We start from the raw sequence: 21670 nt of genomic DNA, 5'->3' as shown, positions 1-21670 counted from the left end.
CCGAGAGGCTACCGCCTGCTGATCTCCCTCCTTGTGGGGGAGATGTCCGGCAGGACAGAGGGGGGTGCCTTGCCGCCCCCTCAAAGCCAACTTACTTCGCCCGCTCTTCCAGCACCCTGTTCGCCGCCGAAACAATCGCCTCCAGCGAAGCGCCAACAATATTCGTATTGACCCCCGCCCCGAACAGCTTCCCACCCGGATGCTCCATCTCGACATAAGCGATGGCCGAAGCATTCGAACCGTGCTGCAGCGAATGCTCCGAATAATCATTCACCGACAGATCAACCCCGAGATAAACCGACAGAGCATTGATGAACCCGTCGATTGGCCCGGTGCCCTTACCTTCGATGCGCTTCACCTCGCCATTATCGGTAATTTCGGCGGCAACGATGCGCACGCCCTTGAAATCGCCCGCCGGATAGGTGTGGTGATCGACGAACTTGATGCGCGCATTCGGCTGCGTCACGTAACGCTCCATAAAGCGCTCGTAAATCCGCTTGGCCGGCAGTTCGACACCTTCTTCATCGGTGATGCGCTGGATGTCCTCGCGGAACTCCACCTGCAGGTTACGCGGCAGGTTGATGCCGTAATCCTGCTGCAGAATATAGGCGATGCCGCCCTTGCCGGATTGCGAGTTGATGCGGATGATCGCCTCGTAGGAACGGCCGACATCCTTCGGATCGATCGGCAGATAGGGAACTTCCCAGACCGGATGGTTGGCGACCTTGATCGCCTTCATGCCCTTGTTGATCGCATCCTGATGCGAGCCGGAGAACGCCGTATAGACCAGTTCGCCAACATAAGGATGGCGCTCGGGGATCGTCATTTCGTTGGAATATTCATAGACCGCCTTGATGCGCTCGATATCGCGGCAATCCAGTTCCGGGTCCACGCCCTGCGTATACATGTTCAGCGCCAGCGTCACGACATCGACATTGCCGGTGCGCTCGCCATTGCCGAACAGCGTACCCTCGACGCGGTCAGCGCCGGCCATCAGAGCCAGTTCGGTTGCGGCGATGCCGGTGCCGCGGTCATTATGCGGATGCAGCGAGATGATGACGTTTTCACGGTTGTCGATATTGCGGCACATCCATTCGATCTGGTCGGCATAGATGTTGGGCGTCGCCATCTCCACTGTTGAAGGCAGGTTCAGGATGAGCTTGTTATCCGCCGTCGGCTTCACCACCTCGACCACGGCGTTGCAGATTTCCAGCGCCACTTCCAGCTCGGTGCCGGTAAAGCTCTCAGGCGAATATTCGAAGCGGAAACCACCACCGGCCTTCGCCGCCATGTCGGTGATCATCTTCGCGGCATCAACGGCAATCTGCTTGATACCATGCACATCCTTGCCGAACACCACGCGGCGCTGCAGTTCCGAAGTGGAATTGTAGAAGTGGATGATCGGCTTATTGGCGCCTTGCAGTGCCTCGAAGGTGCGAGTGATCAGCTCCGGACGGCACTGCACCAGCACCTGCAGGGACACGTCATCAGGCACATTGCCTTCTTCCACACACCAGCGGGCGAAATCGAAATCCGTCTGCGAGGCGGAAGGAAAACCGATCTCGATTTCCTTGAAGCCCATTTCGAGCAGCAGCTTGAACATGCGGGCCTTGCGGTCGTGGCCCATGGGATTGACCAGCGACTGGTTCCCGTCGCGCAGATCCACCGAACACCAGATCGGCGCCTTGTCGATGGTCTTGCCCGGCCATGTGCGGTCAGGAATATTGATGGTCGGATAAGGGCGATACTTGACGTTCGCGTCGTTCATGCCCTTGGAAATATTGGTGATCTTGCCGTCCATTTTCGCTTCCTCCTTGCGCAGTCCGCGGGCTTCTTCAAGCCATCGGCGGATGCGCGGCCCTTTGAGGGCCTAAATCCAGTATAAAATGAGATTTCGAGATGAGGAGCGTTTGCGCCAGCGGGCTTTCGGCCGCCGGGCGCTCCTCACTGGACCCGGCAACCGCGTGTAAGGTCGAGGCTAAGAAGCGAGAGTGCACCGCACGGCGAGGCCTTCGCAGAAATCTGCGCGCTCATGCCGAAAATGGTTGCGATGCTGTTGCTCATGGGCACGTGTATAAACAGCGGCTGGCGGTCTGACAAGTGATGTTGTCCATCTTCCGCGCCTATTTTGCTCGCTGATTGTTCTCAAGCTTTTCCGATATCCATTTGACGATAAGCGCCTCGCGCGTCGTTCCAAGACGAGCCGCTTCCGCATCCACCCGACGCAAAATGCCATTGGGAAGATCGAAATGAGTGTGTTCCGTGCCGGGGCGACTGGCTTGCGACCAGTCGACATAGTCGTCGATGTCTTCGCCATCGTCGAATTTCCTGTCGAGATCTTCAGCGCTGATCGTCTTCATAACGCTGCCTTTCCTTGTCTCTGGAACGTCTGACGGAAATAATCCGCAACCGGTCATTTCTGTAGGTATAGACTGTGCTCCAGCACTTTCCGCGCAATTGAGCAATCATAATATACCGCTCTTCCGACGTGGTTTCGAGAGGTGCGACAAGTCTTTTCTCGTCAAGCCAAAGCGCCTTTGCCTCACCGAAATCTATTCCGTGTTTGTCTTTGTTGCTCTGACTTTTGGCAGGATCGAATTCGAAATCCATAAATAGTATTTCTTTAAAACAATAAGCATCCTATCTAACCACGCTTCACCACCCGCTGCAACGCCATCATTAGCCCACCGCCGATCAGGCCCCAGAACGCCCCGGAAACACCGCCGAAGGAAAGTCCCGAGGCCGTGATGAGGAAGGTGATCGCCGCTGCCTCGCGGGTTTCCAGCTCCTTGAAGGCTGCGACGGCGGAGCCGGAAAAGGCGCCGACCAGCGCAAGACCCGCCACCGCCTGAATGAGGATGGGCGGCGCCAGCGCCACAAAGGCCGTGACCACGCCGGCCAACAGGCCGAAGATGATGTAGCCGACACCGCCGATGATCGCTGCCCAATAGCGCCGTTTGGGGTCGGCATGGGCGTCCTCGCCCGCGCACATCGCCGCGGTGATCGCCGCAAGATTGACCGCGTGGCCGCCGAAGGGGGCGGAAATCAGCGAGAAGAAGCCCGTCGCGGCGAAAAGCGGTCCGGGCTGCGGATCGTAATGATTGACCTTCAGCACCGCGATGCCGGGAATGTTCTGCGAGGCCATGGTGACGATGAAGAGCGGCAACGCGATGGAGACGATGGCGTGCAGGCTGAAAACCGGCGTCACCCATTCCATCGGCGGTGTCAGCGATTGCGCCACGCTATCAAGCGCGCCCGCCGGAATGTCGACGCCGAAGATCATGACAAGCACGAAGGCGGCAAGCGCGGCAGGCACGGCGAAAAGCCGCCGGAAAGCCCCCACCACGATCCAGGCGAGAATGATCGGCAAACCAAGCGCCGGGTTAAAGCCGATCGCCTTCACGGGCGCAAAGCACAGGCCGATGATGACACCTGACAGCATGGCATTGGCAAGCGGTGCGGGAATGGAGGCAACGGCACGCCCGAGCGGCTTGAACAGGCCGGCGATGATGATCAGGACGGCGCAGACGATGAACCCGCCGACAGCCGCCGGAAATCCGCCGTCGATCACCCCGGTGGTTGCCAGAAGGGCCGCACCCGGCGTCGACCAGGCAATGCTGATCGGCAGCCGGGTGGCGGCGGAAAGAACGATGGCGCAGAGCCCCATCGCCACCGAAAGCGCCATCAGCCCGGAAGCTGCCTCGAAATCCGTCGCGCCGACGGCTTTCAGGCCCTGCAACACAACGGCAAAGGAGCTGGCAAAACCGACAAAGGCGGTAAGGCACCCCATGAACAGGCTCTGGACGGAAAAATCTTTCAGCATGAAGCACTCTGCGGGCCTGCTGCCAGTCGCAAGAACCGCAGCGGACGGCGGGGCGACAGGCAGGAACAAAATTTGAAGCGTAGGGCGCGAATCCGGACAGCGCGACACGCTTTGGATGAAGCATGACTATATTCAGGATCAAAAAAGACAAGGCTTGGCAAGATGAGTGGCCGGACTTCAGGTACGGAGATCCGGAAAACGTCATCAAAGTTTAGCGGCAGGGCGCTAATCCTCGCGGCATCCATCACAACAAGGCATCCGCCGCAAAAAGGATCGTCTCCATGTTTCGCATCGCCACCGCCGCCGCTTTCTGCCTTGTGGCCCTTCCGGCCGCCGCCCAGACCCCGCCACCGCCGGCCTTTCTCGGCCAGATCGTCGTACCTTCGGGCCTCTCCATCAATGGCGTTGCTTTCGGCGGCATTTCCGATCTGAGCTTTGATAGCGAAGCCGGCCGTTATCTGGCTATTTCCGATGACCGTGTCGAAAAAGGCCCTGCCCGTTATTACGAACTGGAACTGGCCGTGACGGAAGGCGCCGTCACGCTGAACATCGCCGCCACACATGAATTGAAGGACGAGACCGGCGCGGCCTTCGCGTTGAAGGGCATCGACGCCGAAGGCATCGCGCTCGACGGCAAGGCCGGCAAGCTCTATTGGTCCTCGGAACGCGACCTGAAAAACCAGCCGGCGATCTATGTCTCTGACGTCGATGGCGGCAATGTGAAGCGGCTGGAACTGCCCGAGGCCTATCTCGTCAATGATGCAAAGACGAGAGGCGTGCAGAACAATCTCGGCTTTGAGGGGCTAACGCTGACATCCGGCAAGCTCATCGCCGCCACGGAAAACGCGCTGACCCAGGACGGCCAGAAGGCCACCCCGCAGGCCGGCAGCCCGTCCCGCATTCTCGTCATCGACACGGCGACACTGAAGCCGGTTGCCGAACATGTCTATGTCACCGAGGCGATCTCGAAGACCCCGACAGCCGCCGAGCCGAAATATAACGACAATGGCCTCTCCGCCATCGCCGCCATGCCGGATGGCCGCTTCGTCACTGTAGAGCGCAATTTCGCTTCCGGCGTCGGCAACCATATCCGCTTTTTCATTGCCGACCTGTCCGGCGCGGAAAACATCCTCGGCAAGGACAAGATCGAGGCGGCGAATGTGCGCGCCGTATCAAAAACCCCGTGGTTCGAGATCAACGAAGGCGATTTCGGTCTCGACATCGACAATATCGAAAGCTTCGCATTCGGACCGGTGGTGGATGGCAAGCAGCTTTTCTTCATCGCCTCGGACGACAATTTCAATCCCGGCAAGCAGTTCACCCAATTCGCGGCCTTCGCAATTCCGGCCAATCTGGGTCAGTGAAATCCATGACGACATGAGATACCGGCTCCGGACCATGTTCGGAGCCGGCAGAGATGCGCCTTTCACCAGCGCAGAAAACGGGAACCCGCAAAGGCGCCGATCATGCCCATCATGAGAATGCCGAGCGAATACCAGATCAACACGAATGCCATGCCGTTTTCGGTGCAGAACCAGGAATAGACCCAGGCTCCGGCCGCACCCGCCGCAAGGCCACCGACAAAACCGGCAAGCGTGGGATCAGCGGGGGCAGAACGCTTAAGAGCGGTGAAATTCGCCAGAAACACGGGAAGCGCAAAAGCGACGATCAGAAACGGGCAATGCAGCGCCGACGATCCCAGAATAAGGGCGGCGTAACTACTTGGCACGGCAAACCCCAGCTGGACGAGCGCAATCGCCGCCATCGCGATGAAAATCACCGCGAGCCAAACGAAAAAAAGGCCACTGTCGCCATCAGGCCGGGCAAGGCGTCGGACGGCGACAAATGCGGCCACGGCCAGCAGGGCATTATAGGCCGACTTGATCCAGAAACCCAGTTCGCTCAGAGCATCATCCATATCACCGCGCAGCCCGAGAATGACGAGCATCAACAACAGCGAAACGCCGAGCGCGGGCAAGGCCGCGAGCGCGAGCCTGCGTTCCGTTGCAAAAGCTGCGACAGGCTTGAGGTCGCCTGCCAGTTGTTCGATGATGTCTTCCGTCTTTCTCACGTTTCGCCTCGCAATTTTGCCGCCAGGGCTTTCAACGTCCTGTGGATGCCGACCCGCGCCGCAAGTTCGGTCTGGCCGGATTTTTCCGCCGCTTCGGCGATCGACTGACCTTCGAGTTTTACCCTGCGAATAAGGTCGCGTTGCCGCTCCGGCAAATCATTGAGCAACCGTTCCACATCCATGCGCGCCGTGACCGCGTCGACGGACGTTTCCGCCTCCAGCGTCTCATCGAGCTCGACTTCCGCCCGCATCCGCGCGCCCCTGCCGCGGTAGTGGTCGATGAGCTTGTAGCGCGCGATCGAAAAGAACCAGGCCGTGAACGGTCGCCCACGATCATAGGTCTCCCGTTTGGCGTGAAGCGACAACAGGGTTTCCTGCACAAGATCTTCCACATCGCCTCTGGAGGCGGAGGTCATGCGCCGGCCGTAATAGGCAAGCAGCAGCCGGCGCAAGGCATGGAGCAAATGCCTGTAGGCGCTTTCGTCCCCATCGAGGGAACGCAGCATCATTGTTTTTAATGTTTCTTCCGAAAGGCTGCCTGTCATCGTCACTATCGGGTTATACGCACTCCACGGAATATTGTTACATAATCGCTTTTAAAAAATCTCGCTCGAATATGACCTCACAAGCGCGTGAAGCTGTAACGATGAGGCGTTTCCGACCGAATGGACAATCGTGAGCCCCGGCAAGACGCCGGCCGACACTCGAAGACGTCCAGAGGAGACCTTCATGACCCGCATTTTTTCCGCCATCGCCGCCGCTTCCATGCTGTCCGCTCTTTCTTTCGCAGGCATCGCCCATGCTGACAGTATGAAAACCGACACGATGAAGAAGGACACCATGAAGAAGGACACCATGAAGCCTGAAACGATGAAAAAAGACGGCATGTCCATGGCCAGCAAAAAGGACTGCATGCACAAGGCCGGCATGGAAATGGACAAGATGAAAAAGGCCGACATGATGAAGGCCTGTGACACAATGAAATGACGCCAGAGCATTTCCGCTTTTCTCCGAAACGCGAAAACACTCTGTCTCTTTGTTTTTACGCATTGTCCTGACGTAAAAGCGATCCTGCTTTTACCGGAAATGCTCTAGCCTGAATGAAAAAGCCCGCGTTGGTTTGCACCGACGCGGGCTTTTTAAAACGGGAAGTCAGAAACTCAGAGTTCCGACTGGCTCTCGACGATCTTGCCGACGAGGCCGTAATCCTTGGCTTCATCCGCGCCGAGCCAGTAATCGCGATCGATATCCTTGGCGATCTTTTCTTCGCTCTGGCCGGTGGCCTTGGAGAAGATCTTGATCAGGCGCTGATTCATCTTGATGATTTCGCGAGCCTGGATTTCGATGTCGGACGCCATGCCACGCGTACCGCCGGAGGGTTGGTGCAGCAGGAAGCGGGTGTTCGGCAGGCAGAGGCGGCGTTCTTTCGGCACCGAAACATAAATCAGCGCGCCGGCGGAAGCGACCCAGCCCGTACCGATGATATAGACCTTCGGCTTGATGAACTTGATCATGTCATGGATGGAATCACCCGATTCCACATGACCGCCCGGCGAATTGACGTAAACGCGAATATCGTCGTCGCTGGCGGCGGCAAGGGCGACCAGCTGCGTGCAGACCTTCTGCGCCAATTCCTGTGTGATGCCACCATAGATGAAGATCGAACGCGACTTGAAAAGATTCGCTTCCGTTTCCTTGCCGATCGGCAGTTCCTTGCTCTTGTCGTCTTCGTCTTCGTTCATCAACGGCTCTCTCCAGCGTAATTCGTGCCCTTCGGACATAGTGCGACTTGTTACGTAAGGCAATGAGCAAAAAAGACAAGGTTCGCACCTGAACAATAAACAGCACCCCCGGCAGATGACGCATGGACAGCCTCTCGGCCTTCGCGATATCGTCAGCACCTCATTGCAGTGCCGACCGTTGCGGGGAACCCCAAGATACTCAGGCGGGCGGCGACAATCAAAAGAGGGAACCATGCTGAAAAGACTAAGCCTCGCCGCTGCCACGCTCGGCGTTACCACGCTGCCCGCCTTCGCCCATCTGAACCCGGAAGAACACGGCTCCTTCATGGCCGGCGTCTCCCACCCCTTCTTCGGCGCAGACCACATTCTGGCGATGGTGGCCGTCGGCATCTGGGCCTCACAGATCGCAATGGCGCAGAACGATCGCAAGGCGCTGTGGATCGTGCCTTCAGCCTTTGTCGGCACCATGGCCATCGGTTTTCTGATGGCGGTTTACCGTATCGAGCTTCCCTTCGTCGAACCCGCCATTCTCGCCTCCGTCATCGGCCTTGGCCTGCTGGTTGCCGCAGCGGCAAAGCTCCCCACGGCAGCGGCAGCGGCCGTTGTCGGCGCTTTCGCACTGTTCCACGGCCACGCGCATGGCGGCGAACTCGGCAGCGCCGGTGCGCGGCAATTCGGCCTCGGTTTCATGATCGCCACCGCGACCCTGCATCTGGCCGGCATCGCTCTGGGTCTCGGCATTGCCCGTTTTGGCTCAGCCGCCAGCCGCACCGTGGGTGCATTGACGGCGATTGCGGGCCTGTCACTTGCTTTCGGCGGCTGACGATCATTACCGAAATTTAAAATTCCGGCCGCTTTGAAAAGCCTGAATTTGCGCCTACCTCCTTATCGTGGATTTTCGCTTCACGGTAAGGAGGCAGCCTATGTCACCGGAAGAAAGCCAGCTTCTCAAGGGCCTGTTCGACAGGACCAAAACCGCATCCGCCACCCCACGCGACGGCGAGGCGGAAACATTGATCGCGGACGCCGTGCGCGATCAGCCAGCAGCCCCCTATTATCTCGCCCAGGCGGTGATCGTTCAGGAAAAGGGGTTGGAAGCAGCGGCAGCGCACATCAAACAGCTCGAAGACCGCATCCATGCACTGGAAAGCGGTAATGCCGCGCCACAGGCGGCAGCGCAGGGCGGTTTTCTGAGTTCCATCTTCGGCACCGGCCAGCCGCAGCCACCCGCGCCGACGCCTGCCCCTGCCCCACAGACATCCTGGCGCAACGATACCGCCGACCAGACGGCTGGCCCCTGGGGATCGCCGACCGGCCAGCAACAACCCGTTGGCCCGTGGAGCCAGCAGCCCACTGCCGTCGGGCGTTCAGGCGGTGGCTTTCTGCAAGGCGCGCTCGGCACCGCCGCCGGTGTCGCCGGCGGCATGCTGCTTGCCAATTCGTTGAGCGGCATTTTCGGCAGCCATATGTCGTCGCTCGGGCTGGGTTCACCCTTTGGCGGGAGCAGTCCTGCGGGCAACGCCCCCGTCGAGGAAACCGTCGTCAACAATTATTACGGCGACAGCGCCAACCCGCAAAATAACGACGATGACGATATCCAGCAGGCCGACTATGACGACAGCGCTGACGATACGGATTCCGATTCAGGCGACGACGGTTCGTTCGCCTGAGCCTTCAATCATGTAAACAGCCGGATCAGCCGCGACCACGATAGGTCGGGACACCCTGATCCGGCAGCCATACGCCCTCGGGCACCGCTCCGGTCTGCCAGAAGACGTCGATCGGGATGCCGCCGCGCGGATACCAGTAAGCGCCGATCCTCAGCCATTTCGGCTGCAACAGGTCCACCAGCCGCTTTGCGATATAGACCGAGCAATCCTCATGAAAGGCGCCGTGATTGCGGAAGGATTGCAGGAACAGCTTCAGCGACTTCGATTCCACCAGGAAATCGCCGGCGATATAATCGATGACGATATGGGCGAAGTCCGGCTGGCCGGTCATCGGGCAAAGCGAGGTGAATTCCGGCGCGGTGAAGCGCACAACATAATCGGTGCCGGCATTGCCGTTCGGCACCTTTTCGAGAATGGCCTTTTCCGGGCTTTCAGGCGTATCGACCTTCGTGCCCAGCTGCGACAGGCCGGAAACATCCGTCACGGACATGGAAAACTCCTGTTCATTCATAAAATGACTTTGACGCCATGCGCCTTCTCGCCTTCCGGCTCGACGTGAATGGCAAGGCTGGCACCCGGTATGACCTCCCTTATGGCATCTTCAAGGCGATCGCAAATATCATGCGCCTCCCGCACCGTCATCGTGGCGGGAACGACGACGTGGAAATCGATGAAGGCGGCCGAACCGGCGCGGCGGGTCCGGAGATCATGCACGCCGATGACGCCGCCGGAATGTTCGGCAATCGCCTTCTTGATCGCCTCGTCCTCCTCCGGCTCCACCGCCCGGTCCATCAGCCCGCCAAGCGAATGCAGGATGACCTTCGATCCCTGAAACAGGATGTTGATGGCAACCAGTATGGCGAGCAGCGGATCGAGAATGGCGTAACCCGTCAGAAGCGCCAGAATGAGACCGACGAGAACACCCGCCGAGGTCACGACATCGGACATGATGTGATGACCGTCGGCGGTCAGCGCCGGCGAGGCGTATTTTCTGCCGACGCGGATCAGGGTCGTCGCCCAGACGGCGTTTATGACGGCTGCAAAGGCGTTGATGGCAAGACCGAGAACCGGCGCTTCCGGCAGCCTCGGATTGAAGAGGCTGCCCCATGCCTCCTGCACGATCAGGAGCGCAGCAACGACGATCAGCACGCCTTCCACGACAGCCGAGAGATATTCCGCCTTGTGGTGGCCGAACTGATGGTCGTCATCGGCAGGTTTCTGCGCATACCGGATGACGAAATAGGCGATGAAGGCCGCGACAACGTTGACGGTCGATTCCAGACCATCAGACAGAAGTGCGACGGACCCCGTGACCCACCATGCCAGAAGCTTGAGGCCCAGCACGCCGAAAGAAAGTGGAATGCCCCAGAATGCGAGCTTCCTTACCAGTGCATTGCCTTCACTGTTCATTTTTGCCCCCGTGCGGATGCGAACGAATTGCATGACCGACTGCCAAAACGCACGAACCGCGCGCACGGGGTCTCCGTGCGCGCGGTTCGCTATTGGGGTTTCTATCGTTCAAACCGCAGGCAAGGTCAAGAGCCTCAAGGTCACAGCAAGGACCTCAATCCTCGCTTTTCTGTTCGCAGAAACGGATGCGGTTGCCGAAGGGATCAATGACTTCCATCACATCGCCCCAGGGCAGTTCTTCGACGCCCGGCTTCAGGAAGCGATAGTCTTTCGCCACCAGTTCCCGTTGATAGGCGTGAACGCCGTGCATGGTGACGAAGATGTTGGAGCCCGGCGTCGCATCGCCGTGATGGCCGCTGAGGTGCAGCCCCATTCCCGCTCGCGATACCTGCATGTAGAGGGGAAAATTTTCGCCGAAGCGATGCTCCCAGTCGATCTCGAAACCGAGAAAATCGACATAGAATTCCCGCGCCTTGGCTTCGTCGAAAATCCTGACGATCGGGAATGTTCGTTCGAAACCGATTTCTGAAAGGCTGTGCTTTCCGGCGTCGCCCATTCTCACCTGCCCCTTTTTCAGGCCACGAAAGAATACCGGCCGCAACGGGTGCGGCCGGTATCGTCAACTTATTCGGCGGCGACGATCTTGCCGTCCTGCCACTTGAAGAGCGAGAAGGTCTGCGACGTCAGGTCGCCATTCTCGCCATAGGTGACCTTGCCGATTGCTGTCGGGAAAGCATCACCGCTCTTCAGAGCCTTGGTAACCGCTTCAGCATCCTTGGCGCTTCCGGCCTTCTCGATGCCGGCCTTCAGCACTTCTACAGCGGCGTAAGCATTGAGGGTGAAGGCTTCCGCCGGAATGTTGGCGGCCTTCAGCGCTTCGGCTGCGGCCTTGGAGTCGTCGTTCTTCAGTGCGTCGGAAGCGTTGGTGAAGATCGTGCCTTCACCAGCCTGCGAGCCGATGTTCCAGAACTCGCTATTCGACAGGCCGTCACCGCCGATAACGGCAGCCTTGGAGCCGATGTCCTTCAGCTGGCGCACCAGAAGACCGGCTTCAGGGTGGTAACCGCCGAAATAGACGATATCGACATTTTCGGATTTCAGGCGGGCCGTCAGCGCGCCAAGATCTTTTTCACCGGGTGTCAGCGCGTCATAGAGAACTTCGGTAACACCGCCGGCATTCAGCGTCGTCTTGAAGGCATCTGCGAGACCCTTGCCGTAAGCACCCTTGTCATGGATGACGGCGATCTTCTTGTCCTTGAGGTTGGCGAGAACGTATTTCGCCGCAACCTCGGCCTGCTGGTCGTCACGACCGCAGGTGCGGAAGACGTTGGAAAGGCCACGGTTGGTAAGGCCCGGCGCGGTCGCCGTGGGAGTGACCATCAGCACGCCGTTTTCGGCAAATACATCCGACGCCGGAATGGCGACGCCAGACGTCACCGGACCGACGACGAAATGAATGCCTTCGGCAACGAGCTGGTTGGCCGCGGAAACGCCCTGCTTCGGCTCGCCGCCATCGTCGGCCAGCTTCAGCACGACCTGTTCGCCGAGGATGCCGCCCTTTTTGTTGATTTCATTGACTGCCGTCTGGGCGCCGTTCTTGACCTGATCGCCATAGGCGGCGACGGGACCGGTGAGCGGCGCAATCAGGCCGATGACGATTTCGGCATGGGCAAGGGGTGCGAATGCGAAGGACGCTGCAAGCGTCACGCTGGTCAATGTCTTCAGTTTCATCCTGGTGTCTCCTTAAAAGGGGTCGCGGACCCGGTGAGCGCCATGGGCGTTGACCGAATGAAACTTATCGGACGCCTCCCGGCGAAAACTCGTTCCATGTTTGAATTCCGAGCCTTCAATCTCAACTCATACGGAAGGTTTGATCATTTATGCAAGTCACCTTTGTTGGATAAGGTCTATTACCTGTAAATCAATCGCCCCGCCCGTCATGATTGCGCCATCAGAACCGATAATCGACCCGTCGTAAACCCTTGGCGTTTGGCCGCCAGAAGTGGATAATACCGGCATGATCGCAGCAGATGACGCATTTCTGACGGGCCTTCCCGTCTTCCGGCATTTTGAGGACGTGGCAGACCCGGCGCTTTACCGCGCCCTGCCGGCGGGATGGGGGCTGGCCATCGCCGATATCGTCGATTCGACGGCGGCGATCGGCGCCGGCAGATACAAGGCCGTCAACATGGCGGGCGCGGCCGTCATATCAGGCGTCTCGAACAGTCTTGGCCGTCACGACCTGCCCTTCGTCTTCGGCGGCGATGGTGCGGCCGTCGCCGTGCCGGCAAATGGACTGCCGCTTGCAGGCACCGCCCTTTCGAACGTGCAGCGCTGGGTGAAGGACGACCTCGACCTTTCGATGCGCGTTGCCCTGGTCCCCATAGAGGACATCCGCGCAAACGGGTTCGATATTCGCGTAGCCCGCTTTCAGGCAAGTGAGGATGTGTCCTACGCCATGTTTTCAGGCGGCGGCAACAGCTGGGCGGAAGCGCGGATGAAGGATGGGCAATATACCCTGCCAGCAGCCGCAGCGGGCGAGCGGCCGGATCTCACCGGCCTCTCATGCCGCTGGAACCCCATTCCGGCCACCCATGGCAAGGTGGTGTCGATCATCGCCGTGCCGGGACCGTCGCAGGATATGCCCGCCTTCCGGCAACTGGTCGTCGATCTCGTTGATCTTGCCGCGCAGGACGCAAGAAATGGCCACCCTGTGCCGGAGGACGGGCCGAAACTCGGTTTTGTTGGAGAAGGCCTCGGTCTGGAGGCAAAGGCTGGCGCGGCCTATCACGATGGCTGGGGGCAGAAGCGCCGTTCGCTGCGCATCCTCGGCGAAAGCCTGCTTGTCAATCTCCTCGGCCTGACCGGGCTGTCGCTCGGGCGGTTCAATGCGGAGCGTTACCGACGCTCGGTGGCCAGCAATACCGATTTCAGGAAATTCGATGACGGCCTGAAGATGACGGTGGACATAGACAGCGCGCGGCTCGAAAAAATCCAAACGCGGCTGGAACAGGCCCGCTTGTCCGGAACCTGTTATTTTGGCCTGCACGAACAGGAGGCCGCCTTGATGACCTGCATCGTGCCCTCGCCGCTTTCGCGGGATCACATGCATTTCGTGGACGGTGCGGACGGCGGATATGCGGCTGCGTCGAGCCGCCTAAAACGACAGATGCAGGCGGCGCAATCCTTCTGAAACCCGCCCTTGTGAGAGGCGTATCTCTTTAGCCTGAATGGCCCCTTCGATCCATACGCAGGACCTGAAAACGAAAAACCGGCGTCGTGCGCCGGTTTCAACGGATATATTGCCGCGAAGGCCTGAAAATGGCCGTGGGATCAAGCGGCGGTCTTGCTGCTGCTCTTCTGCACCTGGCAATAAATTTCCTCGAGGGAGGCGAGGATTTTTTTGACGGATTCGGAATTGCTGGAATAATAGATGGTCTGCGCATCCCGTCGTGTCTTGACCAGCCGTTGCGCACGCAATTTGGAAAGATGCTGCGAAAGAGCGGACTGGCTGAGACCAACCTGCGAAGCGAGAACACCGACCGGCACTTCCGTATCCACCAGCGTGCATAAGATCATCAGGCGCTTGGGATTCGCCATCGCTGAGAGCAAGTCTGCAGCGGCGATGCTATGTTCCGACAGAGATTGGTTATCCATACGCTCAAGTCTCCTGATGACAGTCGGAAAGACCGTCATGGTGGCTATAATAGGTGTTCCAAAAGAAGTTTTTATAATTCGGCGGATACGTTGTATATACCTAAATCTTGCTTATATCGTGTCCCTTTCAAAGACTATTCTTGATCATTTATTTACTTAAGACATCGCGACTAAATTATAATCTTTTTGCCTGATTTTTATCAATTTAGCAATAACCTTATGTATTAGCAGTAGTATTTATAAGCAGTAAACGATCAAAATTTGAGCGTATAAATCTTGACGACCAGTGCCCGGTTTTGAGGCTTCAATCTTATACCACCTTAAATTTAGCAACGGGCTACAGAATCTAGATTAACTTTGCGCAATTTTCTCGAAATTTGCAATATGATTTTTATTAGTAATTATTTTAATGCATAACTTATGATATCAAAAATATTCTTTGCTACCATGGGAAGGTATAACTTGCGTCACAGGGGTTCCTTTAAAAGCATAAAGGGCCATCCATTGCTGAAGGCCCTTTATGCTTTTCTCGCAGAAAAAAATATTATTTTTTTCGGTGCCGGGTCAGCCCGGTCACGATCTCATCTGCGGAAATCGTGCCTATGATGGCGCCATTGTCGACGACGCCGATCGCGCCCGAATGTTTCGCGAGCGCATCGAGAATATCGATCAACGGCGATGACGGACGGGCAGTAGCCGCCACGGTCAGCCGCCCGTTTCGTTCGTCGACACCCGGTTTCATCACGTCGGCGGCGGTCAGCATCGAGATCGGGTTCATGTTCTGCACAAAGTCAGCGACATATTGCGTCGCCGGCTGCTTGACGATCTGCTGCGGCGTACCGCACTGAATAATGCGCCCGCCTTCCATCATGGCGATGCGGTTGCCGATGCGGAACGCCTCGTCCAGATCGTGACTGACGAAGAGAATGGTCTTCTTCAGCCGGCTCTGGAATTCCAGAAGCTCGTCCTGCAAACGGCTTCTGATGAGGGGATCGAGCGCCGAAAACGGCTCGTCCATCAAGAGAATCGGCGCCCCGGTGGCGAAGGCCCGCGCCAGCCCCACGCGCTGCTGCATGCCGCCGGAAAGTTCCCCCACCTTGCGGTTGGCCCAGGCAGACAGGTTCACCAGCTCCAGCTGCTCGGCCACCATGCGTTTGCGTTCTGCCTCCGGGGTGCCGGAAAGCTCAAGCCCGAAGCCGACATTGTCGGCCACATTGCGCCAGGGCAGAAGACCGAATTGCTGGAACACCATCGAAACCGTATGCGTGCGCAGGTCGCGCAGCGCCTTCGCCGGGCAGCGATAGGGATCGACATAACCGGACTTGGCCTTCACCCCGACATTGCCGCGAACCACGGGCGCAAGCCCGTTGACGGCCCGAAGCAGGGTCGATTTACCGGAACCGGAAAGCCCCATGAGCACGAGGATCTCGCCTTCTTTCACCGAAAGCGAAGCATTGGCGACACCGAGCACCAGCCCGGTCTCGCTATTGATCTCGTCACGGGTACTGCCTTTGTCGATCATCGGCAGGGCGGCATCGGGCCGGTCACCAAAAACGATATCGACATTTCCAAAGATGATGGCGTCGCTCATAGGTCATCCTCCGCACCGGGAAGTCGGAAAAGCCGGTCGAGAACGATCGCCAGTATGACGATGCACAGTCCCGCCTCGAAGCCCATGGAGATGTTGACGGTGTTGAGCGCGCGCACCACCGGAACACCAAGCCCATTGGCGCCGACGAGAGCGGAGATGACCACCATCGACAGCGACAGCATGATCGTCTGGGTCAGACCCGCCATGATCTGCGGCGCGGCGAAGGGAAGCTCCACCTTGCGCAGAACCTGTGACGGCGTCGCACCGAAGGCAACCGCCGCCTCCACCAGCGCCGGCGGCGTCGAGACGATGCCGAGGCGGGTAAGTCGCACCGGAGCCGGAATGGCGAAGATGACGGTGGCGATGAGACCGGGAACCATGCCGAGGCCGAACAGCACCAGCGCCGGGATAAGATAGACGAAGGTCGGGATAGTCTGCATCAGGTCCAGCACCGGGCGCATGCCGGCATAGATCCATTTGCGCCGTGCCGCTAATATGCCGAGCGGTATGCCGATGATCATGCACACGGCGCTCGCGGCCATCACCAGCGCCAGCGTTTCCGTCGTGGCTTTCCAGTAACCGAGATTGATGATGAGCAACAGGCCGAGCGCCGTGAAGAGCGGCATACCAACCGAACGGCGCGTCCAGGCCGAAAGCGCCGTCAATATCGCGACGATGATCAGCGGATGCGGCGCCTGTAAAACATAAAGCAGGGCGTTGATGACGCTTTGGAAGATGAAAGAAAGCCAATCGAAGAAAAAGGCGAGATTGCCGGTCAGCCAATCGATGGCCTCCTTGGCATATCGGCCGACAGGCAGGCGGTTTTCAGGAGCGCTGAGCCATTCCACGGTAAGAAAATACCTTTCGTGAACAAATGCAGAAACGACGGCCGGCATCAAAACTGCCGGACGCGGTGCTGGCGCGCGACCCGCGATGCGACGAAACTCGCGAGCTGGGGTCACGCATGGGCATCGTTATTTCCCGCTGCAATCCAGCCTGTCGCACAGGCCGGATTGCAGTCATGCATAGTCTTGCGTTAGAGGCCCAGTGCCTTCTTGGCGGCGGGCAAGGCGTCGGCACTGCCGTCCTTGGTCTTGACGTTGGCGAGCCAGGGCTCGATCGCTGCCGGATTGGCCTTCAGCCAGGCGGTCGCTGCCGCTTCGCCCTCAAGGCCGTCATTCAGGATCTTGCCCATGATCTCGTTTTCCATGGGCAGGGAAAATTGCAGGTTCTTCAGAAAAGCGCCGACATTCGGGCATTCCTCGACATAACCCTTGCGCACATTGGTATGGATCGTCGCGCCGCCGAGATTGGGGCCGAAGACCTCGTCACCGCCGGTCAGATAGGTCAGCTTGAAATTCGCATTCATCGGATGCGGTTCCCAGCCGAGGAAAACGATCGGCTCGCCGGATTTTTCCGCACGGGCAACCTGCGACAGCATGCCTTGCTCGGAGGACTCCACCACCTCGAAAGATTTCAGGCCGAAACTGTCCTTGGCCACCATGTCGAGGATCAGACGATTACCGTCATTGCCCGGCTCGATGCCGTAGATCTTGCCGCCGAGGTCCTTGCTATGGGTGGCGATGTCCTTGAAGTCCTTGATGCCGAGTTCGGCGCCCTTGGCGTTGGTCGCCAGCGTGTATTTGGCGCCCGTCAGGTTTTCACGCAGCGTCTCAACAGATTTGTCTTCGCGGTAAGGCGCGATATCGCCTTCCATGGTTGGCATCCAGTTACCGAGGAAGACGTCGATGTCCTTGTTTTTTAGGGATGTATAGGTAACGGGTACGGAGAGAAGCTTGACGTCGGTTTCATAACCCAGGCTTTTCAGAAGTACGGTGGCGGTCGCCGTTGTGGCCGTGATGTCGGTCCAGCCAACATCTGAAAAACGCACCGTACCGCAACTTGCCGGCTCGGCGGCATTGGCCGCGCTGAACGTCATGGAGGAGATTGCTGCGGCCAGGGCCAGACAGCGGCTTCTATTTGCAAACATCGTTTGCTCCCTTTTTTTTCGTTCCCTTGCCATTATCAATATCTGCCGGCCACAATCAACTCGCGTGCATTTGCGTGCTTTGGCCCACCGTTTGCGACAAAACCGTGAAAATGTCGGTCTTTAGCCGTGTAATGTCGAGAATGGCAGGCCGCGGAAATCTGTGTTTTTTCCATCTCCGCACTTTTCAACCCGCTTCTTCGCCGTCAAAAGACGCAGATTGCAGCATCGGTTCAGGAATCAGAATCGGTTCCGCGAGGCGCAATGCGCCGATTCAACAAGTTGGAGCATGGTTGCGACGCGTCTGAAGGACGCAAAGGCGCTCCGGGAGTGGATAATGGCAAAACTCTATTTCAATTATGCGGCGATGAATGCCGGTAAATCGACCATGCTGCTGCAGGCGTCCTATAACTATCAGGAACGCGGCATGCGCACGCTGATCTTCACGGCCGCCTTTGACGATCGGGCGGGTGCCGGCCGGGTCGCATCGCGCATCGGCCTTTCTTCCGACGCCCGGACCTTCGACGAAGGCACTGATATCTTCGCCGAAGTGTCGGCCCTCAACGCCGAAGCCCCGGTCGCCTGCGTATTCATCGACGAAGCCAATTTCCTGTCGGAACACCATGTCTGGCAGCTTGCCGGCATTGCCGACCGGCTGAACATCCCGGTCATGACCTATGGTCTGCGCACGGATTTTCAGGGAAAGCTTTTCCCGGCCTCGAAAGAACTGCTCGCCATTGCCGACGAACTTCGCGAAATCCGCACCATCTGCCATTGCGGCCGCAAGGCGACGATGGTTGCCCGTTTCGACAATGAGGGCAATGTCGTCAAGGAAGGCGCGCAGATCGATGTCGGCGGCAACGAAAAATACGTTTCCTTCTGCCGCCGCCACTGGGTGGAAACGGTGAAGGGCGGCTAGAGCAAAATGCGTCTGAACGAAAAGTCAGAGCGTTTTCACGATTCAAAGAAAGCGGAAACGCTCTAACTCTGCGTCCGGTTGCCGCATTTGATTTTTCGCAAAGATGGCTGCCCTGCTCCTGCGCTAAGACGACGGGGACACATTCGCGTGGATGTGCTTTCTCTCAGGAGCAAAATTATGCAGAACAAAACTGCCAAATTCGCCAGCCTCGCCATCATCGCAGGCCTTTTCGCCTTTCCCGCCCTCTCGGCTGAAATCGAAGTGAAGATGCTCAACAAGGGCAGCGACGGCCAGGCGATGGTCTTCGAACCGGCAAGCGTCAAGGCCGCCGTCGGTGACGTCATCACCTTCGTCCCGGTCGACAAGGGCCATGATGCGGCAGCCGTCAAGGAAATGATCCCCGAAGGTGTCGCCGACTTCAAGGGCAAGATGAACGAGACGGTGAAGGTCACGGTCGACAAGGAAGGCGCCTATGTCGTCAAATGCACACCGCATCTCGGCATGGGCATGGTAGCGCTGGTCGTCGTGGGCGATGCGCCGCCGGCCAATCTGGATGCCGTCAAGAATGGCAAGCTGCCGAAAAAAGCCCGCGACCGTCTGAACGCCGAGATCGCCAAGCTCGGCCTGTAACCGCCTATCCCCGCGGCTCCGCGGCGGCTGGTATCCGGTCAGGCGATCTTAGCCTACCGGACAGCCGACGCGGACCGCAGGTTGAGAAAAGTTTCGCAATCATGTTGTATCCCGGTTGACCGGGACATATCTGGAAGACAGTAAATGACCGTGGTTTTTCCGAAGCGCCGAAGGGCGCCCGATTGAACCGCGGATTTTTCTTCCGGCGTCCAGCCCCACGGGCAGAGGAGACTATGACGACATGATCGACCGGATCACCGCATTGATTCAGGCAGCCTTCAACGCCATTGGCAAGGCCGCCGGCATGGTCGTCGCCTGGCTTTTGTGGCCCTTCATGGCCGCCCATGGCTGGTATCGCGACCGCAACTGGATCATCAAGGGACCGATCGCTCTGGTTCTCATCCTGCTTGCCGGCTTTTATGGATATTTCGTCTGGCAAACGCAGGTCTGGAGCAATTTCGACCCGGATTACGTGGCGCGCTACAAGCTGGCGGAGCGAACGGTTTCTCCCGGACTGGAACTACCGGTAGCGACCCCGGCTGCGTCCGCCGGCGCGACTGGCGCTGCCGCAAACACATCCGCACCGGTGTGCCAGCGTTCAGCCATCGTCGATGCCGCCATCGATCTCACCGACTTCAACGTCAATCAGAATGCGTGGATTTCCTCCATGCTGCTCTACCGTCTCGGCCTCTTCGGCATGGACTGGGACAGCACGCCGTTTCTGGACAACAAGGCGTCCTTCCAGCGCGGCGTGAACCAGGCGGTGCGCCGTACCTCGGTGGAACTGGTGGATACGCTTGGCCGCGTGCGCGGGACCTCTGGTATCAACAACAATCTCCAGGAAGCGCGTGGCAACATGCAGTTCAGCGAATATTCCTGGTATTTCGGCCTCGACCCCTTCGGCCCGAAGACGCCAACGCCCAGCTATTACCGCGCCGCCATCCGCAGCTTCCAGGCTTTCAACGGCGAACTGACCGCCTGCAAGGCCGTCTTCGATACCCGCGCCGACAACCTCATCCAGTTCATCGACCGCATTGCCGGCGATATCGGCTCCACATCGGCTATTCTGCGCGAGCGTTCGGAAAACTATAATGGCGGCTGGTTCGACACCCGTGCCGACGACCGTTTCTGGTTCGCCTATGGCCAGCTCTACGGTTATTACGGCATATTGTCTGCCGCCGGATCGGATTTCGCGCAGGTCATTCGCGAACGCAACCTGACCAACCTCTGGAACGACACGCTGACACAGACCCGCGCCGCCCTTCGCATTCAGCCGGCGATCATTTCCAATGGCGACGAAAGCGGCTGGATCATGCCGTCGCATCTTGCCACCATGGGATTTTACGTGCTGCGGGTTCGTTCCAACCTCGTCGAGCTTCGCTCCGTTCTCGACCGCTGACAATGGAGCCGGCTTTTGCGGCCGGCTCAGTCTATCAGGCGCCGACGTATGGTCTTTGCCACCAGCTGCGTGCGGTTGACGCAGTCGAGCTTGCGCATCGCGTTGTTCATATAGGTATTGACGGTGTGCTCCGAGATGGAGAGAAGCTCGGCGATCTCCACGGAAGTCTTGCCCTGCGCGGTCCAGCGCACCACGTCAAGTTCGCGTTTCGTCAAGGGCGACGGGCCTTTCGAGCCGATGCGGCAAAGGCGATCATAGACCTCCAGAGCATGCAGCACGATCATGCCCAGTTCATTCAGCGACGCCTGCGACAGGGCATCGCGATCACCCGCAAAATTCATCAGATGCCGGTTTCCGCTCATGCCGCTGACCGGCACCATGAGCCCGGAGGTGATGCCGATGCTGCCAAGCGATGCCCCCGCTTCCGCCAGCGTTCCGCAGGCAATATCCGCGTCGTCCAGCGACCAGTATTGCGGCATCATCGATGAGGCGCCACGCTTGATAACGGGACACTCGCCAAGTGCACCATTCGCGGTCATCGCATTCACAACCCAGACCGGCAGGCTGCTTTCCACAACCGTTGGCAAGGCATAGGCATTGCTGCCGCCGGGTAATTTCATCAGCGTCACATGCGCATAGCCGAACGCGCGCATTACCTCTAGCAGCGCCATCAGCCATTGCTGCCTGTCGGCGGCGGCCGACAGGTCACGGCAAAGTCTGGCCTGGCGCTCCGTTTTCGACATTCAGCCACCGCCACCCGATGGGCGCAAA

24 protein-coding genes are annotated in these 21670 nt (G+C 58.6%); 8 read left to right on the top strand and 16 right to left on the bottom strand.

Going from position 1 to position 21670, the window contains the following annotated elements:
* Positions 1 to 91: 91 nt before the first annotated feature.
* The 4 genes from leuA to JZX89_RS08565 form a co-directional block, all read right to left on the bottom strand.
* The gene (gene leuA / locus JZX89_RS08580; RefSeq protein WP_149900015.1) at positions 92 to 1801 is read right to left on the bottom strand and encodes a 2-isopropylmalate synthase; all 1710 of its coding nucleotides are present in this window, start codon (positions 1799 to 1801) and stop codon (positions 92 to 94) included.
* 322 nt (positions 1802 to 2123) lie between these two features.
* On the bottom strand, positions 2124 to 2360 hold the full coding sequence (gene brnA, locus JZX89_RS08575; RefSeq protein ID WP_174373378.1) for a type II toxin-antitoxin system BrnA family antitoxin: 237 nt from the start codon (positions 2358 to 2360) through the stop codon (positions 2124 to 2126).
* Positions 2341 to 2610 carry a BrnT family toxin gene (locus tag JZX89_RS08570; protein ID WP_153514948.1) on the bottom strand — a complete coding sequence of 90 codons (270 nt, stop codon included), beginning with the start codon at positions 2608 to 2610 and terminating at the stop codon, positions 2341 to 2343. The genes brnA and JZX89_RS08570 overlap by 20 nt, the downstream gene beginning before the upstream one ends.
* A gap of 34 nt (positions 2611 to 2644) precedes the next feature.
* A complete protein-coding gene (locus tag JZX89_RS08565; RefSeq protein WP_207133801.1) occupies positions 2645 to 3823 on the bottom strand; it encodes a benzoate/H(+) symporter BenE family transporter in 1179 nt (392 codons plus the stop codon).
* A gap of 281 nt (positions 3824 to 4104) precedes the next feature.
* On the opposite strand from JZX89_RS08565, the gene JZX89_RS08560 reads away from it, so the two are divergent.
* Positions 4105 to 5187 carry an esterase-like activity of phytase family protein gene (locus JZX89_RS08560; RefSeq protein ID WP_207133800.1) on the top strand — a complete coding sequence of 361 codons (1083 nt, stop codon included), beginning with the start codon at positions 4105 to 4107 and terminating at the stop codon, positions 5185 to 5187.
* A 62-nt stretch (positions 5188 to 5249) separates the two neighbouring features.
* Here the strand turns inward: JZX89_RS08560 and JZX89_RS08555 are convergent, their stop codons facing one another.
* Together JZX89_RS08555 and JZX89_RS08550 are read right to left on the bottom strand one after the other, a co-directional pair.
* Positions 5250 to 5894: an NrsF family protein gene (locus JZX89_RS08555; RefSeq protein ID WP_207133799.1), complete on the bottom strand. Its 645-nt coding sequence runs from the start codon at positions 5892 to 5894 to the stop codon at positions 5250 to 5252.
* Positions 5891 to 6439 carry a sigma-70 family RNA polymerase sigma factor gene (locus JZX89_RS08550; protein WP_149900011.1) on the bottom strand — a complete coding sequence of 183 codons (549 nt, stop codon included), beginning with the start codon at positions 6437 to 6439 and terminating at the stop codon, positions 5891 to 5893. The genes JZX89_RS08555 and JZX89_RS08550 overlap by 4 nt, the downstream gene beginning before the upstream one ends.
* A 184-nt stretch (positions 6440 to 6623) precedes the next feature.
* Between JZX89_RS08550 and JZX89_RS08545 the strand changes: the two genes are divergently transcribed.
* A complete protein-coding gene (locus JZX89_RS08545) occupies positions 6624 to 6881 on the top strand; it encodes a pentapeptide MXKDX repeat protein (RefSeq protein ID WP_207133798.1) in 258 nt (85 codons plus the stop codon).
* A gap of 173 nt (positions 6882 to 7054) precedes the next feature.
* Here JZX89_RS08545 and JZX89_RS08540 read toward each other — a convergent pair whose 3' ends face one another.
* Positions 7055 to 7636 (bottom strand): ATP-dependent Clp protease proteolytic subunit, encoded by a 582-nt coding sequence (locus JZX89_RS08540; RefSeq protein ID WP_046797919.1) that lies wholly within the window; start codon positions 7634 to 7636, stop codon positions 7055 to 7057.
* A 232-nt stretch (positions 7637 to 7868) separates the two neighbouring features.
* Here JZX89_RS08540 and JZX89_RS08535 point away from each other — a divergent pair, with 232 nt between their 5' ends.
* On the top strand, positions 7869 to 8459 hold the full coding sequence (locus tag JZX89_RS08535) for a HupE/UreJ family protein (RefSeq protein ID WP_207133797.1): 591 nt from the start codon (positions 7869 to 7871) through the stop codon (positions 8457 to 8459).
* A 100-nt stretch (positions 8460 to 8559) separates the two neighbouring features.
* Positions 8560 to 9306, top strand: coding sequence for a DUF2076 domain-containing protein (locus JZX89_RS08530; protein WP_207133796.1), 747 nt, complete (start codon positions 8560 to 8562; stop codon positions 9304 to 9306).
* Between the two features lie 25 nt (positions 9307 to 9331).
* Here JZX89_RS08530 and queF read toward each other — a convergent pair whose 3' ends face one another.
* From queF to JZX89_RS08510, 4 genes are all read right to left on the bottom strand, one after another.
* On the bottom strand, positions 9332 to 9796 hold the full coding sequence (queF, locus tag JZX89_RS08525) for a preQ(1) synthase (protein ID WP_207133795.1): 465 nt from the start codon (positions 9794 to 9796) through the stop codon (positions 9332 to 9334).
* Positions 9797 to 9813: 17 nt separating this feature from the next.
* A complete protein-coding gene (locus JZX89_RS08520; RefSeq protein ID WP_149900294.1) occupies positions 9814 to 10716 on the bottom strand; it encodes a cation diffusion facilitator family transporter in 903 nt (300 codons plus the stop codon).
* A 154-nt stretch (positions 10717 to 10870) separates the two neighbouring features.
* Entirely contained in the window at positions 10871 to 11272 is a 402-nt protein-coding gene (locus tag JZX89_RS08515) for a glyoxalase superfamily protein (RefSeq protein WP_207133794.1), read from the bottom strand.
* A gap of 68 nt (positions 11273 to 11340) precedes the next feature.
* Positions 11341 to 12447 (bottom strand): branched-chain amino acid ABC transporter substrate-binding protein, encoded by a 1107-nt coding sequence (locus tag JZX89_RS08510; protein ID WP_149900005.1) that lies wholly within the window; start codon positions 12445 to 12447, stop codon positions 11341 to 11343.
* A 286-nt stretch (positions 12448 to 12733) separates the two neighbouring features.
* Here JZX89_RS08510 and JZX89_RS08505 point away from each other — a divergent pair, with 286 nt between their 5' ends.
* On the top strand, positions 12734 to 13909 hold the full coding sequence (locus JZX89_RS08505; protein ID WP_207133793.1) for a DUF3095 domain-containing protein: 1176 nt from the start codon (positions 12734 to 12736) through the stop codon (positions 13907 to 13909).
* A gap of 140 nt (positions 13910 to 14049) precedes the next feature.
* On the opposite strand, the gene JZX89_RS08500 is transcribed toward JZX89_RS08505, so the two are convergent.
* The 4 genes from JZX89_RS08500 to JZX89_RS08485 form a co-directional block, all read right to left on the bottom strand.
* Positions 14050 to 14373, bottom strand: coding sequence for an ArsR/SmtB family transcription factor (locus tag JZX89_RS08500; protein ID WP_046797913.1), 324 nt, complete (start codon positions 14371 to 14373; stop codon positions 14050 to 14052).
* A gap of 544 nt (positions 14374 to 14917) precedes the next feature.
* The gene (gene choV, locus JZX89_RS08495; RefSeq protein WP_207133792.1) at positions 14918 to 15964 is read right to left on the bottom strand and encodes a choline ABC transporter ATP-binding protein; all 1047 of its coding nucleotides are present in this window, start codon (positions 15962 to 15964) and stop codon (positions 14918 to 14920) included.
* The gene (gene choW, locus JZX89_RS08490) at positions 15961 to 16812 is read right to left on the bottom strand and encodes a choline ABC transporter permease subunit (protein ID WP_149900002.1); all 852 of its coding nucleotides are present in this window, start codon (positions 16810 to 16812) and stop codon (positions 15961 to 15963) included. The genes choV and choW overlap by 4 nt, the downstream gene beginning before the upstream one ends.
* A gap of 188 nt (positions 16813 to 17000) precedes the next feature.
* Positions 17001 to 17903, bottom strand: a complete 903-nt coding sequence (locus JZX89_RS08485; protein ID WP_369809539.1) for a choline ABC transporter substrate-binding protein — start codon at positions 17901 to 17903, stop codon at positions 17001 to 17003.
* A 385-nt stretch (positions 17904 to 18288) separates the two neighbouring features.
* On the opposite strand from JZX89_RS08485, the gene JZX89_RS08480 reads away from it, so the two are divergent.
* From JZX89_RS08480 to JZX89_RS08470, 3 genes are all read left to right on the top strand, one after another.
* Positions 18289 to 18870 carry a thymidine kinase gene (locus JZX89_RS08480; RefSeq protein ID WP_149900000.1) on the top strand — a complete coding sequence of 194 codons (582 nt, stop codon included), beginning with the start codon at positions 18289 to 18291 and terminating at the stop codon, positions 18868 to 18870.
* 177 nt (positions 18871 to 19047) lie between these two features.
* On the top strand, positions 19048 to 19500 hold the full coding sequence (locus JZX89_RS08475) for a pseudoazurin (RefSeq protein ID WP_207133791.1): 453 nt from the start codon (positions 19048 to 19050) through the stop codon (positions 19498 to 19500).
* Positions 19501 to 19741: 241 nt separating this feature from the next.
* On the top strand, positions 19742 to 20899 hold the full coding sequence (locus JZX89_RS08470; RefSeq protein ID WP_153514932.1) for a DUF2333 family protein: 1158 nt from the start codon (positions 19742 to 19744) through the stop codon (positions 20897 to 20899).
* A 26-nt stretch (positions 20900 to 20925) separates the two neighbouring features.
* On the opposite strand, the gene JZX89_RS08465 is transcribed toward JZX89_RS08470, so the two are convergent.
* A complete protein-coding gene (locus JZX89_RS08465; RefSeq protein WP_149899997.1) occupies positions 20926 to 21642 on the bottom strand; it encodes a helix-turn-helix transcriptional regulator in 717 nt (238 codons plus the stop codon).
* Positions 21643 to 21670: the final 28 nt, after the last annotated feature.

The organism is Agrobacterium burrii (genome assembly GCF_017313405.1).
Taxonomy (GTDB): Bacteria; Pseudomonadota; Alphaproteobacteria; order Rhizobiales; family Rhizobiaceae; genus Agrobacterium; species Agrobacterium burrii.
This window is presented reverse-complemented; position numbering and strand designations above follow the sequence as displayed.

Excerpts from the sequence above, each read along its gene's own strand:
- leuA (WP_149900015.1), bottom strand. The coding sequence starts at position 1,801 with ATGGACGGCAAGATCACCAATATTTCCAAGGGCATGAACGACGCGAAC.
- JZX89_RS08505 (WP_207133793.1), top strand. The coding sequence starts at position 12,734 with ATGATCGCAGCAGATGACGCATTTCTGACGGGCCTTCCCGTCTTCCGG.
- JZX89_RS08515 (WP_207133794.1), bottom strand. The coding sequence starts at position 11,272 with ATGGGCGACGCCGGAAAGCACAGCCTTTCAGAAATCGGTTTCGAACGA.
- JZX89_RS08535 (WP_207133797.1), top strand. The coding sequence starts at position 7,869 with ATGCTGAAAAGACTAAGCCTCGCCGCTGCCACGCTCGGCGTTACCACG.
- JZX89_RS08475 (WP_207133791.1), top strand. The coding sequence starts at position 19,048 with ATGCAGAACAAAACTGCCAAATTCGCCAGCCTCGCCATCATCGCAGGC.
- brnA (WP_174373378.1), bottom strand. The coding sequence starts at position 2,360 with ATGAAGACGATCAGCGCTGAAGATCTCGACAGGAAATTCGACGATGGC.
- choV (WP_207133792.1), bottom strand. The coding sequence starts at position 15,964 with ATGAGCGACGCCATCATCTTTGGAAATGTCGATATCGTTTTTGGTGAC.
- JZX89_RS08480 (WP_149900000.1), top strand. The coding sequence starts at position 18,289 with ATGGCAAAACTCTATTTCAATTATGCGGCGATGAATGCCGGTAAATCG.
- JZX89_RS08510 (WP_149900005.1), bottom strand. The coding sequence starts at position 12,447 with ATGAAACTGAAGACATTGACCAGCGTGACGCTTGCAGCGTCCTTCGCA.
- JZX89_RS08485 (WP_369809539.1), bottom strand. The coding sequence starts at position 17,903 with ATGACGTTCAGCGCGGCCAATGCCGCCGAGCCGGCAAGTTGCGGTACG.
- JZX89_RS08565 (WP_207133801.1), bottom strand. The coding sequence starts at position 3,823 with ATGCTGAAAGATTTTTCCGTCCAGAGCCTGTTCATGGGGTGCCTTACC.
- JZX89_RS08470 (WP_153514932.1), top strand. The coding sequence starts at position 19,742 with ATGATCGACCGGATCACCGCATTGATTCAGGCAGCCTTCAACGCCATT.
- JZX89_RS08530 (WP_207133796.1), top strand. The coding sequence starts at position 8,560 with ATGTCACCGGAAGAAAGCCAGCTTCTCAAGGGCCTGTTCGACAGGACC.
- JZX89_RS08545 (WP_207133798.1), top strand. The coding sequence starts at position 6,624 with ATGACCCGCATTTTTTCCGCCATCGCCGCCGCTTCCATGCTGTCCGCT.
- JZX89_RS08560 (WP_207133800.1), top strand. The coding sequence starts at position 4,105 with ATGTTTCGCATCGCCACCGCCGCCGCTTTCTGCCTTGTGGCCCTTCCG.
- JZX89_RS08540 (WP_046797919.1), bottom strand. The coding sequence starts at position 7,636 with ATGAACGAAGACGAAGACGACAAGAGCAAGGAACTGCCGATCGGCAAG.
- JZX89_RS08570 (WP_153514948.1), bottom strand. The coding sequence starts at position 2,610 with ATGGATTTCGAATTCGATCCTGCCAAAAGTCAGAGCAACAAAGACAAA.
- JZX89_RS08550 (WP_149900011.1), bottom strand. The coding sequence starts at position 6,439 with ATGACAGGCAGCCTTTCGGAAGAAACATTAAAAACAATGATGCTGCGT.
- queF (WP_207133795.1), bottom strand. The coding sequence starts at position 9,796 with ATGTCCGTGACGGATGTTTCCGGCCTGTCGCAGCTGGGCACGAAGGTC.
- JZX89_RS08520 (WP_149900294.1), bottom strand. The coding sequence starts at position 10,716 with ATGAACAGTGAAGGCAATGCACTGGTAAGGAAGCTCGCATTCTGGGGC.
- JZX89_RS08500 (WP_046797913.1), bottom strand. The coding sequence starts at position 14,373 with ATGGATAACCAATCTCTGTCGGAACATAGCATCGCCGCTGCAGACTTG.
- JZX89_RS08465 (WP_149899997.1), bottom strand. The coding sequence starts at position 21,642 with ATGTCGAAAACGGAGCGCCAGGCCAGACTTTGCCGTGACCTGTCGGCC.